At 71.8% G+C, this 13,936-nt stretch carries 13 protein-coding genes and 2 tRNA genes; 7 read left to right on the top strand and 8 right to left on the bottom strand.

Annotated elements, in window-relative coordinates:
- Positions 1-12 precede the first annotated feature (12 nt).
- The 4 genes from OHS17_RS11790 (at position 13) to OHS17_RS11775 (ending at position 3,336) form a co-directional block, all read left to right on the top strand.
- Complete coding sequence (locus OHS17_RS11790) at positions 13-1,077, top strand: hypothetical protein (RefSeq protein ID WP_330312123.1); 1,065 nt, start codon at positions 13-15, stop codon at positions 1,075-1,077.
- A 122-nt stretch (positions 1,078-1,199) separates the two neighbouring features.
- Positions 1,200-1,988 (top strand): HAD-IIA family hydrolase, encoded by a 789-nt coding sequence (locus tag OHS17_RS11785; protein WP_018518008.1) that lies wholly within the window; start codon positions 1,200-1,202, stop codon positions 1,986-1,988.
- A 108-nt stretch (positions 1,989-2,096) separates the two neighbouring features.
- A complete protein-coding gene (locus OHS17_RS11780) occupies positions 2,097-2,654 on the top strand; it encodes a hypothetical protein (RefSeq protein WP_018105685.1) in 558 nt (185 codons plus the stop codon).
- Position 2,655: 1 nt separating this feature from the next.
- Positions 2,656-3,336, top strand: a complete 681-nt coding sequence (locus OHS17_RS11775; protein ID WP_330312122.1) for a class F sortase — start codon at positions 2,656-2,658, stop codon at positions 3,334-3,336.
- Positions 3,337-3,629: 293 nt separating this feature from the next.
- Here the strand turns inward: OHS17_RS11775 and OHS17_RS11770 are convergent.
- A tRNA-Lys gene (locus tag OHS17_RS11770) sits at positions 3,630-3,703 on the bottom strand.
- A 207-nt stretch (positions 3,704-3,910) separates the two neighbouring features.
- On the opposite strand from OHS17_RS11770, the gene OHS17_RS11765 reads away from it, so the two are divergent.
- From OHS17_RS11765 to OHS17_RS11755, 3 genes are all read left to right on the top strand, one after another.
- Positions 3,911-5,221: a peptidoglycan-binding protein gene (locus tag OHS17_RS11765; RefSeq protein WP_330312121.1), complete on the top strand. Its 1,311-nt coding sequence runs from the start codon at positions 3,911-3,913 to the stop codon at positions 5,219-5,221.
- Between the two features lie 25 nt (positions 5,222-5,246).
- Positions 5,247-7,019 carry an SPFH domain-containing protein gene (locus tag OHS17_RS11760; protein ID WP_330312120.1) on the top strand — a complete coding sequence of 591 codons (1,773 nt, stop codon included), beginning with the start codon at positions 5,247-5,249 and terminating at the stop codon, positions 7,017-7,019.
- Positions 7,020-7,185: 166 nt separating this feature from the next.
- Positions 7,186-7,776 carry a lytic polysaccharide monooxygenase auxiliary activity family 9 protein gene (locus OHS17_RS11755; RefSeq protein ID WP_037786447.1) on the top strand — a complete coding sequence of 197 codons (591 nt, stop codon included), beginning with the start codon at positions 7,186-7,188 and terminating at the stop codon, positions 7,774-7,776.
- A gap of 70 nt (positions 7,777-7,846) precedes the next feature.
- Here the strand turns inward: OHS17_RS11755 and OHS17_RS11750 are convergent, their stop codons facing one another.
- From OHS17_RS11750 to ehuB, 7 genes are all read right to left on the bottom strand, one after another.
- Entirely contained in the window at positions 7,847-9,397 is a 1,551-nt protein-coding gene (locus tag OHS17_RS11750; protein ID WP_330312119.1) for an MFS transporter, read from the bottom strand.
- Between the two features lie 144 nt (positions 9,398-9,541).
- A tRNA-Lys gene (locus tag OHS17_RS11745) sits at positions 9,542-9,615 on the bottom strand.
- A 53-nt stretch (positions 9,616-9,668) separates the two neighbouring features.
- Positions 9,669-10,427 carry an IclR family transcriptional regulator gene (locus OHS17_RS11740; RefSeq protein WP_330312118.1) on the bottom strand — a complete coding sequence of 253 codons (759 nt, stop codon included), beginning with the start codon at positions 10,425-10,427 and terminating at the stop codon, positions 9,669-9,671.
- Positions 10,428-10,610: 183 nt separating this feature from the next.
- The gene (gene ehuA, locus OHS17_RS11735; protein WP_330312117.1) at positions 10,611-11,462 is read right to left on the bottom strand and encodes an ectoine/hydroxyectoine ABC transporter ATP-binding protein EhuA; all 852 of its coding nucleotides are present in this window, start codon (positions 11,460-11,462) and stop codon (positions 10,611-10,613) included.
- Positions 11,452-12,096 carry an ectoine/hydroxyectoine ABC transporter permease subunit EhuD gene (gene ehuD, locus OHS17_RS11730; protein WP_330312116.1) on the bottom strand — a complete coding sequence of 215 codons (645 nt, stop codon included), beginning with the start codon at positions 12,094-12,096 and terminating at the stop codon, positions 11,452-11,454. The genes ehuA and ehuD overlap by 11 nt, the downstream gene beginning before the upstream one ends.
- Positions 12,093-12,827, bottom strand: a complete 735-nt coding sequence (gene ehuC / locus OHS17_RS11725) for an ectoine/hydroxyectoine ABC transporter permease subunit EhuC (RefSeq protein WP_018105694.1) — start codon at positions 12,825-12,827, stop codon at positions 12,093-12,095. The genes ehuD and ehuC overlap by 4 nt, the downstream gene beginning before the upstream one ends.
- Positions 12,828-12,846: 19 nt before the next feature.
- On the bottom strand, positions 12,847-13,749 hold the full coding sequence (gene ehuB / locus OHS17_RS11720; RefSeq protein ID WP_018105695.1) for an ectoine/hydroxyectoine ABC transporter substrate-binding protein EhuB: 903 nt from the start codon (positions 13,747-13,749) through the stop codon (positions 12,847-12,849).
- Positions 13,750-13,936 lie beyond the last annotated feature (187 nt).

Raw genomic sequence — 13,936 nt, 5'->3', positions numbered from 1 at the left:
GGCTGCCCTGCCATGCCACCCGAACCCGCAGAGCCCACCGAGACCACCGACCCCCCCGGCGCCGGCCGTACCCGGCACGGCCTCGCGCTCGGGCTGGCCGCCGCGAGCGTGATGCCCGTGGTCCTGGGCGGGGCCGCCGCGGCCGCCGCCCCGCAGCGCAGCACGGTCGCCGGAACGGCCAGCGGGCCGATCCGGGCGGGCGCGCCCGGCTCGGCCACCGCCGACCAGCAGCCGGCCTGCGGCAACCCCGCGTCGGCCGGTTTCCCCATCGACACCCGCATCCACGGCGGGCCCGAGACCTACGCCTCCGGCGGCGGCTACGGCACCTGGTTCCTGGACCTGACGAACACGACCACCGAGTCCTGCCGCGCCATCCATCCCGTGCTCGTCCTCACCGACGAGGACCGCGCGCTGACCTCGGACCAGATCCAGCTCCAGTTCTCGGAGCGCGCCCACCCCGGGGTCGAGCACCGGGTGACCTGGGAGACGACCGACCGGGACGAGCACATCGGGGTCTTCGGCGGCGAGGGCGACGACGCCTTCCCCGGGTTCACCGTGCCCGCCGGACGCACCGTCACCGTCCAGGTCCGGCTGGCCTTCACCTCCGACACGAGCCCGGGTCGGGTCACCGCGAACGCCGCGATCGTCCAGCGCCGGGGCGGCGGCAGCGGCACCGGGGGCGACGGGGAATGGGTCGGCGAGTCCGAGGACTACCCGTTCTCCGTGGTCGAGCCCGACGAGGACACCACCGGGACCGGTGAGACGGACGGCGACCGCGAGAGCGGGGACGGGACGGGCCGGGAGCACGTGGGCGGCACCGGCGAGGACGAGGACGAGGGGAGCGGCACGGTGAAGGGCAAGGGCGACGAGGGGTACGCGGACCCCGGCACGACCGGCACGACCGGCACCACCCGGCGCCCGGTGCCCCCGGGCACCGACCCGGCGGGTGTCCCGCAGCTCGCCGCCACCGGCATCTCCGTCCCCGTACCCCTGCCCGCCCTGACTGTCTCCGGATTCCTGATCGGCGGCGGCGCGATGGTGCTCGCCGCCCGCCGCACCCGCCGCGCGAACCACTGATCACCAGGTGGTCAGCCAGTACCTCCACGTCGAACAGTCGGCCTAAACTCGGGGGCGTCGGCGCTGCACAACGCGGTGCCGCCGGCGTCCCCGCACCTGGCGTACGGCAACTGGAGTCCCACATGGCAGAGCGCAAGCCGATCTCGTCCTGGCTGACCGACATGGACGGGGTCCTCATCCACGAGGGCACCCCGATCCCCGGCGCCGACGCCTTCATCAAGCGGCTGCGTGACTCGGGACTGCCCTTCCTGGTCCTGACCAACAACTCGATCTACACCGCCCGCGACCTGCACGCCCGGCTGAACCGCATGGGCCTGGACGTGCCCGTCGAGAACATCTGGACCTCCGCCCTCGCCACCGCCCAGTTCCTGGACGACCAGCGCCCCGGCGGCACGGCGTACGTCATCGGCGAGGCCGGGCTCACCACCGCGCTGCACGACATCGGGTACGTCCTCACCGACCACGACCCGGACTACGTGGTGCTCGGCGAGACGCGTACGTACTCCTTCGAGGCGCTCACCAAGGCGATCCGGCTGATCAACGCCGGGGCCCGGTTCATCTGCACCAACCCGGACGAGACCGGCCCGTCCGCCGAGGGCCCGCTGCCCGCGACCGGCTCCGTCGCCGCCCTGATCACCAAGGCGACCGGCAAGGCCCCGTACTTCGCGGGCAAGCCGAACCCGCTGATGATGCGCACCGGGCTGAACGCGATCGGCGCGCACTCCGAGTCCAGCGCCATGATCGGCGACCGCATGGACACCGACGTGCTGGCCGGTCTGGAGGCGGGCATGCAGACCTTCCTGGTGCTCACCGGGCTGACCACGGTTGCGGACATCGACAAGTACCCGTTCCGGCCGTCCACCGTCGTGGACTCCATCGCGGACCTGGTCGACCTCGTAGACCTGGGCTGACACCCCCCCCGACGCGGGGGAGCGGGGCCCACTCCACCGGCCCAGCGCCCCCGCGCTCCGGATGCGGAAAGCCCCGGCGCGCGTGAACCTTCCATCAGGAGGTTCACGATGCGTTCCATACCCCTCACGTTCTGTGCCGCCGCACTGGCCGCGGCGACTCTGGTGCCGATCCCCTCGGCACTGGCCGAATCCGGCTCCGGCCACGAGGACTCCCGGTCCCGTGCCGCCCTGTCGGTCTCACCCTCGTCCGTCGCCCCGGGCGGCGAGGTCGAGCTGGAGCTGTCCGGCTGCAAGGCCAAGGAGGCCAAGGGGAACTCCGACGCCTTCGTCTCCGAGGCGCGGTTCTCGTCCGGCGGCGGTGACCGCACGCTCTACGCCGAGGCGCGCGTCCGCGCGGACGCCGAGCCCGGCGACTACGACGTCCAGGCGATCTGCGACAAGCACACCCGGGTGACCGCGACGCTCACCGTCGTGCACCGCGAGCGGCCCGTGCCCATCGCCCCGGTCCACGCGGGCGGCGGCGGCACCGCCGTGCTCGCGAGCGAGACCGCCGAGCAGGACGGCCCCGGCACCGCCCACGAGGTGATCGGCCTCGGGCTGGCCGCCGTCGCGGCCGTGGCCGTCGCCTTCCGCAGCGTGCGCCGTCGCCGCCCGGCGGCCGACTGACATGTCCGCACCGGAGGGGTCGGCGGGGCGCGGCAGGCTGCTCACCGGAGTGACCTGGGCCGTCCTCCTGCTGGGCCTGTGGCTCTGGGGCCGCGGGATCACGGACGGCTCGGGCATCGGCTCGGCCCCGACCACCGGCGACGTCGCCGCGGTCGGGCGCCCGCTCGGCGTACCACTGCCCCCGGCGCACGCGCCGATCGGGGGCGTCGCGCCGAAGAGCGTCGAGATCCCGTCCATCGGCGTCGAGGCCCCCGTCGTCTCCCGGGGCCTGGACGCCGATGGCGCCATCGAGCCGCCGTCCTTCGACACGCCCCAGACGGTCGGCTGGTACGGGGACGGCACCCGGCCCGGCGCCGAGGGGCCGGCCCTGTTCGTCGGCCATGTCGACACCGAGACCAAGCCCGCCGTCTTCTACGGGCTCAGCGCGGCCCGCCCCGGCGCGAAGGTCGACGTCACCCGCACGGACGGCACGGTCGCCGAGTTCACCATCGATGACGTGCAGGTCCTCACCCGAGCCCGGTTCGACGCCCAGAAGGCGTACGGACCCCGCAAGGACGGGCGGGCGGAGCTGCGGCTGATCACCTGCGGCGGCACGTACGACCAGAAGTCCCACTCGTACACCGCGAACGTGGTCGTCTCGGCCTACCTGACGGCGGAGAAGGGCACCGCGAAGGCGGCCTGATCCCCGGAGGAGCCGTACCTGGCCCGGCCGCCGCCCGTTCCCCGGGCTGCGGCCGGGCCGGTCCTCGACCGCGGTGCGCGGGCCGCGGGAGTGGCCCGGCGCGGACACGGGAGGTCGGTGGCGTCCGGGTCCGCCGCACACCCCACTGTAGGGGGACGCTCCCCGTCCGCCCAGCCGCTTTCTGACGTTACGTCGATAACCGGTCACCCTCCGCACGCATGCGGCGGACGCGGAAGCGCATCGAAGAACGACCAAGGCCCCCTCGCGCGAAGCGAGGGGGCCTTGGCTGTGCGTGCGCCGCCAGGGACTCGAACCCCGGACCCGCTGATTAAGAGTCAGCTGCTCTAACCAACTGAGCTAGCGGCGCCTGCTGACCTGGAAAACTCTACCCGATCTCCGGCAGTGCTCCCGACCACCCCCGAAGGGGCGTCTCGCCTTCCCGGCCTGTCGGATGGTCGTTTTTTCCCTTCTATCCGTCAAACTGCGGTATGTCGTGACGTAGGTCGCGACCGTTGCCACGCTGACGCCCGAGCAGATGCGCCCGAGGAACTTGACGACTGCGGAGGGGAATCGCATGACTGTGCCGGCCTTCGAGGAGTACGTACCCGCCATCGACTGTCCCTGTCCCGGCTGCGCCGCCCAGCGGCGGACTGCCGCCGGGGGGCTTCCCGTGCGGCACGGGGGACACCCGGCCGCGCACGGCGCGCGGCGCGCGATGGTGCTGGTCACCGCCGCCGGGGTGGTGCTCGGCGGCGGTGCCGCGGAGTCCGCCGGGGCGCCCGCCGACCCCGCCCCGGCGCCCGGCACGGGGGTGCCGACCGGCATCGGCCCGCTGCCGGACAGCCCCCAGGGGCTGCCGGGGCCGCTGCGCGGGGCCGGTTCGCCGGGACCTGCGGCGGCCCAGGCCAAGACGCCCGAGCCGCGGGCGACGACCCGGACCGAGATCATCAACCGCGCGAAGAAGTGGCTGGACGCGCAGGTCCCGTACAGCATGTCGAAGTACTGGTCGGACGGGTACCGGCAGGACTGCTCCGGCTATGTGTCGATGGCCTGGAACCTGCCCGGCAACGAGTGGACCGGCAGCCTCGCCGCGTACGGCACCCGCATCGCCCGCGCGGACCTCCAGCCGGGCGACATCCTGCTCTTCCACAACCTCGCCGACCCCGGGAACGGGTCGCACGTCACGATCTTCGGCGGCTGGACCGACTACACGCACACGCACTACACGGCGTACGAGCAGACCAAGCCGCACACCCGCAAGCAGACGACGCCCATGGCGTACTGGACCAACTCCGCGAGCTATGTCGCCTACCGCTACAAGGGCCTGAGCACGGGGAAGTCCGGCAGCGAGGCGGAGAAGGAGCCGTTCCCCGGCGCGGCGAAGTTCGGGCCCCGCGCGAAGAACGCGTACGTGACCCGGCTCGGCGCGATGCTCGTCGCCCGGGGCGGCAAGCGCTTCTACAAGATCGGCCCCGACCCGGTCTGGACCGACGCCGACCGCCGGGCCACCCGGGCGTTCCAGCAGGCCCAGGGGTGGAAGGGCGCGGAGGCCGACGGCATCCCCGGCCCCGACACCTGGAAGCTGCTGGTGACCGGAACCGGCCGCGACATCCCCGCCGCGAGCGGGCAGGGCGGCGCGAAGGCGGCCCCGGCCTTCCCCGGACGGGGGTATTTCCGGCCGGGTCAGTCCAACAGCCATGTCGACCGGCTCGGAAAACAGTTGGTGAAGAAGGGGTACGGCGCGCACTACCGGCTGGGCCCCAGCCCCCGGTGGACCGAGGCGGACCGGCGCAATGTCGAGACCTTCCAGAAGGCCCAGGGCTGGCGGGGGACGGAGGCCGACGGCTATCCGGGCCCGGAGACCTGGCGGCGACTCTTCGCGTGACACGACGGACATGACGGAGGCGGAAATGCGATCCACGGTGTCGGACAGCTCCGGAAACCCGGAGTACGGCCAGGAGACGGAGTACGGAGCGGTCCCGGTACGGGAATGGGTCGGCCCGGGCGGAGCGGGCAGCGTCACGGACGCGTGGGCCGCGCGGGCGGCGGCGGACGAGCCGGTCGCCGAGGGGCTGCCGGTGCGGGGCGCCGCCCCGGCCGCGCCCCGCGCGCCCGAGCCACCTCCCCTCTTCAGGCCCGTCCCGGTGTCGGTGCCCTCGGACGAGGAGGTGGTGGTCCAGGTCGTGGAGCCGACGGAGCCGGCCGTCGCGGAGGGCGGTGGTGACGCCGGTTCCGACGCGGATTCCGTCGTTGATCTGGTGCTTGACCTTCCGTCGGGGGACGAGGACCGCGGGGCCTCGCTCGGGGCCACCTCGGCCTCGGTGTCGGTTCCGGCGGAGGCTCACGCGGAGGAGCCGGAGGACGCGCGTCCTGCGGAGGCTCCCGCGCCGGAACCCGTGAAGGACGCGGCGCCCGAGGACGCCGTGCCCGGGGAGGCCGAGCCCAGGGACGCCGAGCCCGAGGACGCCGCGCCCCTCGCGGAGGCGGCCCGGCCCGAGCCCGTCCTCGCGCTCACCGGGGCCCGGGTGCCCGGGCCGGACGCCGCGCCCCGGCCCGACCCGGTCCGGGACAGCGGCCGCCACCAGGCGGTCATCGCCAACGAGCGCACCGCCTCCATCCCCGTGCACCTCCTCTTCCGCGAGGACCGGCGCGCCGGTGCCGCCGCCCTGCCGTCCACCGTCGTGCGGCCGGGCGGGGGCGAGCCCGTGGCCGGGGTGCGGCGGCCGCCCGTGCCGAGGACACCGCAGGTGCGGCCTTCGACCCGGCCCGCCCCCGACGCCGACCCCCGGCTGCGCGAGCGGCCCGGGCCCGCGCTGCCCGGCTGGGCCGCCCTGCTCACCGGCTTCGGCGGGATCGTGGCGGCGGGCGGCGTCCTGTGGTGGACCGGGGTGGTCCCGGCCTCGGTGCTCGCCCGGGTCGGGCTCGGGCCGCGCCCGTACGAAGGGCTGCCCACCGGTGCCTGGGCGGCGCTCGTGTTCCTGGCGGCCGTGGTGCTCTTCGCGCTCGGCGGCCTCGGCCGGGGACGGGTCGGGCACGCCTGGGTGCTCACGCTCTTCGGGCAGTACCGGGGCAGCGTGCGGCGCACCGGTCTGGTGTGGGTCAGCCCGCTGCTGCTGCGCCGCCGGATCGACGTACGGCTGCGGCACTGGCGCAGCGAGCCGCTGCCCGCCGTGGACGCGAACGGCACGGCGCTGCGGGTCGTCGTCCAGGTCGTGTGGCGGGTCAAGGACACCGTGCGGGCGGCGCTCGGGATCGAGGACCACGAGGCGTACCTGCGCGAGCAGGTCGAGGCCGCGATGGCCCGGGTCCTGTCCCAGCTGCCCGCCGACGCCTTCCACGAGGACGCGCACACCCTGCGCAACGCGGAGGCGGTCGGCGACGCGCTGACCCGGATGCTGAAGGCGGACTGCGAGCCGGTCGGCGTCGAGGTGTACTCGGCCCAGCCGACCGGGATCGAGTACGCGCCGGAGGTGGCGGCGGCCATGCAGCGGCGCCGGATCGCGGCGATCGACGCGCAGCACCGGGACAGCGTGCTGACTTCGGTGGTGGACGCGGTGGACGACACCGTCAGCCGGCTCACCGAACGAGGGCTCGTGGAGCTGGACGACTACGAACGGAAGGCGCTGGTCAAGGACTTGACGGTGGCGTTCTACGTCGGGCGGACCGGGGGCGACGGCAACTGAGGAGGCGTGGGGGGAGGTTCCAGGGCAACCGGAATCACGCGCTCATTGGTCTGGACATGGTCAAGGCACGGCAATAATCTAAGTCTTGGTCTAGACCGCAGAACGCGCGTACGCAGCTGTGCTCATGGAATCCCCACTCCCCCCACGATCCGAGGAGCGACATCTCATGCGTATGAAGGCAAGCGCGGCCCTGGTCGGCCTTGCGGTAGCGGGCGTCTCGATGTTCGCGACGAGCAGCGCCAGCAGCCACGGCTACACGGACAGCCCGATCAGCCGTCAGAAGCTGTGCGCCAACGGCACGGTGACCGGCTGCGGCAACATCCAGTGGGAGCCGCAGAGCGTCGAGGGACCGAAGGGCTTCCCGGCGGCCGGGCCGGCCGACGGGGCGATCTGCTCCGGCGGCCACGGCGAGTTCGCCCAGCTGGACGACCCGCGCGGCGGCAACTGGCCCGCCACCAAGGTGACCGCCGGTCAGGGCTTCAGCTTCCGCTGGCAGTTCACCGCCCGCCACGCCACGACGGACTTCCGGTACTACATCACCAAGGACGGCTGGGACCCCACCAAGCCGCTCACCCGGGCCGACCTGGAGCCGCAGCCGTTCATGACGGTGCCGTACAACAACCAGCAGCCCCCGGCGACGCTGACCCAGCAGGGCACCATCCCGACCCAGAAGTCCGGGAAGCACATCATCCTGAGCGTCTGGAACATCGCGGACACGGCCAACGCGTTCTACGCGTGCTCGGACGTGCAGTTCTGACCTGAGGCCGTGACGCGGCGAACCCCGGGGAGTCCGAGGACTCTCCGGGGTTTCGCTGTGCCGGTACGGGTCAGGCCTGGGCCGGGACCGGAGCCGCGGCCGGAGCCTCGGCGGCCGGTGCCTCGGCGGCCGGGGACGTCCGGGTCGCCCTGAGCAGCAGCGTCGCCGCGAGCACCGCACCGGTCAGCAGGACCAGGGACCCGGTCACCGAGGCGTACCGCATGCTGTGGACGAAGGCGTCCCGGCCGATCGCGATCAGGGACTCGTCGCCGGTGGCCAGCGCGCCCGGCAGGGTCTTGCGGGCGACCTCGGGGGCGGCGGCGGGCATGTCCGCCCGGTAGACCGCGGTGGCGACGGCGCCCAGGAGGGCCATGCCCAGCGCCCCGCCGAACTCCTGCCCGGTCTCCAGGAGCGAGGCGGCCGAGCCGGCCTTCTCCGGCGGGCTGACGGCCATCGCCATGTCCGAGACGAGCGCCATCACCGCGACGATGCCGCTGCTCATCACGGCCGAGCCGATCAGCAGCAGGGCCAGCGAGTCGGTCCCGGCCAGCGTGAAGACCCCGAAGCCGGCCGCCCCGACGACGAACCCGCCGCAGACCACGTAGGCCCGCTGGACCCGCTGGGCGAGCGCGGTCGCCGTGGGAGCCGCCGCACCGACCGCCAGGGACGGGGCCAGGCTCCACAGCGCGGCCTCCATCGTGCTCATGCCGAGCACCGACTGCAGGTACTGGGTGGTGAAGAAGGCCGAGCCCATCATCGCGAAGGCGGCCAGCGCGTTGAGCCCGATCCCGGTGCCGAAGCCGCGGCCCCGGAACAGCTCCCGGCTGATCATCGCGTCGGAGCGGGTGCGCTGCCGGTGGACGAAGACCCAGCCGACGGCCAGCCCGGCGGCGATCACCGCGGCCCAGGCGATGTCGAACCCGTGGGCGGCGCTCTCCTTGATGCCGTAGACCACCGGCAGCACCGCGCCCATGGACAGCGGGACGCTCAGGAAGTCGAAGCGGCCCGGGTTCGGGTCCTTGAACTCCGGGACCAGCAGCGGCACGAGCACCAGCAGCAGCACCATCGCGGGCACGTTGATCAGGAAGACCGAACCCCACCAGAAGTGCTGGAGCATCACCCCGCTGAGCACCGAGCCGAGCGCGACCCCGCCGGCCATGGCGCCCGACCAGATGCCGATCGCCTTCGCCCGCTGCTGCTCGTTCTGGAACATGTTGCGCACGAGCCCGATGGTCGAGGGCATCAGCGTCGCCCCGCCGATCCCGAGGACCGCCCGGGCCGCGATCAGCATCTCCGGGCTGTTCGCGTAGGCCGCGCAGACCGAGGCGGCGCCGAAGGCGAGCGCCCCGATCATCAGCAGCTTGCGGCGGCCGATGCGGTCGCCCAGGGAGCCCATCGTGATGAGGAGGCCGGCCAGGGCGAAGGCGTACACATCGAAGATCCACAGCTGCTGCGTCGCGCTGGGGGCGAGGTCCCGGTCGATGGACGGGATCGCGAAGAAGAGGACGGAGACGTCCATCGAGACGAGGAGGAGGGGGAGGAGCAGGACCAGGAAGGCGGTCCACTCCCGACGGCCGGCGAGTGCGCCGGGGGCGGCGGTGGTGCTCGGGGGGTTCGTCATGCCAAGGAATATACGGCTGTTTAAAACAGCTGTCTAGTACGAGCGTGTAAAACGTTCGTACATGGCTGCGGGCAGCGCAAAAGGGCAGCACAAAACGCACGAGGCGGTCTCCGTGGATACGGAAACCGCCTCGTGCGTTGTCTGTGCGCCGCCAGGGACTCGAACCCCGGACCCGCTGATTAAGAGTCAGCTGCTCTAACCAACTGAGCTAGCGGCGCTTGCTGACGTGAAAATAATACCTGGTCCGGAGGGGTGCTGATGACCAGCGGCTCTACAGGGCCAGCGACAGCAGCATCGGGGCCGCGCGCCGGTTCAGTGTGTCCGCCGCCGCGCGCAGCCGGTGGGCGTCCTTCACCGGCATCGACAGCGCCAGGCAGCCCGCCGACGACCCGGCCGTCAGCGGCACCGCCGCGCACACCGTGCCGACCGCGTACTCCTGGAGGTCGAGCACCGGGACCGTGGCCGGCTGGCTGTCCAGCTTGGAGAAGAGGACCTTCTCGCTGGTGATCGTCCGCGAGGTCAGCCGGGGCGTCTTGTGCCGGGCGATGTGGTCGCGGCGGCCGTTCTGGTCGAGCTGGGTCAGCAGGCACTTGCCGATCGCCGAGGCGTGCGCGGCCGACCTGAAGTCCACCCACTCGTTGACCGCCGGGGTGAGCGGGCTGTCGGCGTACTGCGTCACGCGGATCTCGCCGTCGACGTACCGGCTGATGTAGACCGCCGCGCCGACCGAGTCGCGGAGCTGGGCCAGGGTCTGCTGGAGCTTGGACTCCAGGGCCTGGCGGCGGGCCGCGCCCGAGCCGAGGAGCAGCAGCGAGGCGCCGATGACGTACGCCCCGTCGGTGATCTGTTCGACGTAGCCCTCGCGGCGCAGCGTCAGCAGCAGGGAGGTGAGGTGGCCGACGGGCAGCCCCGTCTCCCGGGAGAGCTGGGCCTCGGTGACCCCGCTGCCGTGCTTGGAGACCGTTTCGAGAACGCGAAGGGCGTACTGCACCGAGTGGAACGGCGCGGTCGGTTCGTGCTTCAACACCACGGCTTCCCCCTGCCAGTCGGGACCGGAGGCCGGTTCGCGGGCCCCGACCTGGCCACCACGATAGCCGCCGACGGCCTGTTCAGGGCGGTGTGTGGCGGACTCGTGGGTGCGCCCCGGGGCTGTCAGCAGGGGCGCACCCGTATGGCATATGCCGCCGTCATGCGCGAGCGACGGATGCCGAGGTCACAGCACTGCGTTGAGGAATTCGCGCGTGCGTTCGTGCGAGGGATCGGAGAAGATTTTCTCCGGCGAACCGGCCTCCACGACCCGTCCGGCGTCGAACATCAGCACCTTCTCCGAGACGTCCCGGGCGAAACTCATCTCGTGGGTCACGCAGAGCATCGTGATGTCGGTGTTCCTGGCGATGTCCGTCAGCAGCTCCAGCACCCCCGCCACCAGCTCCGGGTCGAGCGCGGAGGTCACCTCGTCCAGGAGCAGGATCTCCGGCTCCATCGCCAGCGCCCGGGCGATGGCCACCCGCTGCTGCTGCCCGCCGGACAGCTGCGAGGGGTGCGCGTCGACCTTGCCGGAGAGCCCGACCAGCTCCAGCAGCTCCCGGGCCCGGGTCTCCGCCTTGTCCCGGTCCATGCCGAGGACGTTGACGGGCGCCTCGGTGATGTTCTGGAGCACCTTCATGTTGGGGAAGAGGTTGAACTGCTGGAAGACCATGCCGATCCTCCGGCGGGCCGCCCGCAGGTGCTTCTCGGACGCCGGCTTCAGCGAGCCGTCCGGCGCCCGGACGTGCGTCAGCGGTTCGCCGTTGATCCAGATCACGCCGTCGCTGACCCGCTCCAGCGTCATCAGGAGGCGCAGGATCGTCGTCTTGCCCGAGCCGCTGGGCCCGATCAGGGTGACGTGCTCGCCGCGCTCGACGGTGAAGTCCAGCTCGTCCAGGACCGTGTGGTCCCCGTAGCGCTTGACGACCTTGTCGAAGCGGACGAGCGGGTGGCCGCCGTCCTTGGAGGCGTCGACGGGCGCGACGGCCTCGGAGGCCTTGGCCGCGTTCTTCTGCAGGGGGAGGGGTTCAGTGGCCAAGGCGCTTCTCCAGCTTCCTCATCAGGAGTGACGTGGGGTAGCTCGCGACCAGGAAGATCAGGCCGGCGAGCGTGAACACCTCGGTGAAAGCGAAGTGCTGTGTGCCGTAGTCGCGTGCCTCGAAGACCATCTCGTGCACGGTGATCACGGCGAGGAAGGGCGTTTCCTTGAACATCGAGATCGCGTAGTTGCCCAGCGCGGGCACCACGTTGCGCACGGCCTGCGGCAGGATCACGGTCTGCCAGGTCCGCCGGGGCGTCATCGACAGCGCCCGGCACGCCTCCCACTGCCCCTTCGGCACGGCGTCGATCCCGGCGCGGTACACCTCGGAGGTGTACGTGGCGTAGTGGATGCCCAGCACCACGATGCCGATCGTCAGCGGCTCCACGGAGGTGAACAGGGCGGCGGCGCCCACCAGCTGAACGATCAGCGGGGTGGAGCGGATGAACTCCATCACCGTCTTCACCGGCACGGTCACCAGCCGGCTCGGAGCCCGCCCGGCGACCGCGATGGCCAGCCCGAGCACCGCGGCGACCAGCGTGCCGAACACCGTGGCCAGCAGGGTCACCCAGAACCCGTTGAGGACCTGGGGGAACGCGTCGCCGACGGCGCCCCAGTCGAAGTCGTTGTTCACCCGGCACCTCCGGCCTGGGCGGCGGACACGGCGCTACGGCTCTTCAGCAGGCTCTTCCCGCCCGTGGCCAGACCGAGCCGCCGCTTGGCGGACCGCTCCAGCAGGTTCATGAGCAGGGTCAGCGCGTAGGCCAGGACGAAGTAGCAGACCAGCAGCGTCGCGTACGCGGTGAGGGTCTCGCCCGTGCGGCTGCGGAGCTTCTCGATGGCGGTCATCAGGTCCGCCGCCGAGATCAGCCACAGCAGCGGGGTCGCCTTCAGCAGCTGGATCAGCAGGTTGGTGAACGACGGGATCATCTGCACCCACGCCTGCGGCAGGATCACCTTGCGCATCCGGTGCAGCGGCGACATGTTCAGTGCGAGCGCCGCCTCGTACTGCCCGCGCGGGACGGAGTTGACGGCGCCGCGCACCACTTCGGCGCCGTACGCCCCGTAGTTGAGGCCGAACGCCAGCACCCCGCAGACCAGCGGCGTCAGTTCGTACCCGGTGAGCTGCGGCATCGCGTAGTACAGCCAGAACAGCTGCACGTACAGCGAGGTGCCGCGGAAGAACTCCACGACCACGCGGGAGACCCCGCGCGACAGCATGAGACGGCTGAGCGACATCAGACCGAGGACGAAGGACAGGAGCAGCGCCACCAGGGCGCCGAACACCGTGGCCTCCAGGGTCACCCACAGGCCGGACCGCAGCTGCGGCAGATCGTCGGCGAAGGCCGAGAAGAAATCATTCATGCGGTGGGTACCGTCCCTGTCAGCCCTTGCACAGATCGGCCGTCTTCAGCGTGGCCGGCGGCAGTTCGGTCGCCCCGAAGCCGTAGTCGCGCAGGAGCTCCACATAGCGGGACTTGTCGGCGACGATCTTCTTCAGCTCGCGGTTGAACGCGTCGCGCAGCTCCTCGTTGCCCTTGCGGAAGACCGCGCCGCCGGGGCTGTACTGCTTCGCGCCGTCCACCTCGGGCAGGAACGCCTCGGTGACCTCCGTGCCCTCGTTGGTCTTGGCGAGCCAGCGCAGCGAGATCCCGGTGAGCAGGAACGCGTCGACCCGGCCGCCCTTGACCGCGTCCGCGCCGTCCTGCGGCTTCTGAAGCGTCTTGATCTTGCCCTCGGGGATGCCGGCGCCCTTGGCGTACGACCCCTCGACCGCGCCCGCCATCACCCCGATGGTGATCCCGGCCTCCTTCGCGGAGGCGAGGTCGGTGACCTTCTTCGGGTTGCCCTTCTTCACCATCATCGCGGTCGGCGAGATGAACTCCGGCTCCGAGAAGAGGGCGTTGGCGCAGCGGTCCGGGGTGATCGCCATACCGGCACTGACCACGTCGTACTTGCCGGCCTGGAGACCGGGGATCAGGCCGTCCCACTCGGACAGGGTGGGCTTCAGCTCGTCCACGCCGAGGGCCTTGAAGATCTCGCGGTGCAACGTGGGCGCCTCGCCCTTGAGTTCCTTGCCCTCCATGTAGCCGTACGGCGCCTCATCCGCGTAGGCGACCCGTACGAAACCCTGCTTGCGGAGCTTTTCCAGTGCGCCTTCGCCGTCGGCGGAGCCCTCACCGGTCTTGCTGCACGCGGCGAGGAGGCCGGGGACGACGAGCAGACCGCCCACCGCTGCCGATCGGTTGAGAAATCCCCGGCGGGACAGGTTCGGGAAGTCAGCCATGGTTCGCAATCTCCTGAAGGGTTCGAACAGTCCGGACAGGCTTGGCGCCTGCCCGATCCGGGGTTTCTATTCAGGAAGAAGGCGCATGTAATCGAACGGTGGCCGGAGGGTGACCTTCCCGTGTCCGCGGGCGGGCGGGAAGGCGGTGTTTGCGCGGGATGTCCCGTACCCCGGCTCCGTACCGCGA

The organism is Streptomyces sp. NBC_00523, from assembly GCF_036346615.1.
Lineage (GTDB): Bacteria > Actinomycetota > Actinomycetes > Streptomycetales > Streptomycetaceae > Streptomyces.
The sequence above is the reverse complement of the archived record's forward strand: the minus strand, read 5'-3'. Positions and strand labels throughout refer to the sequence as shown.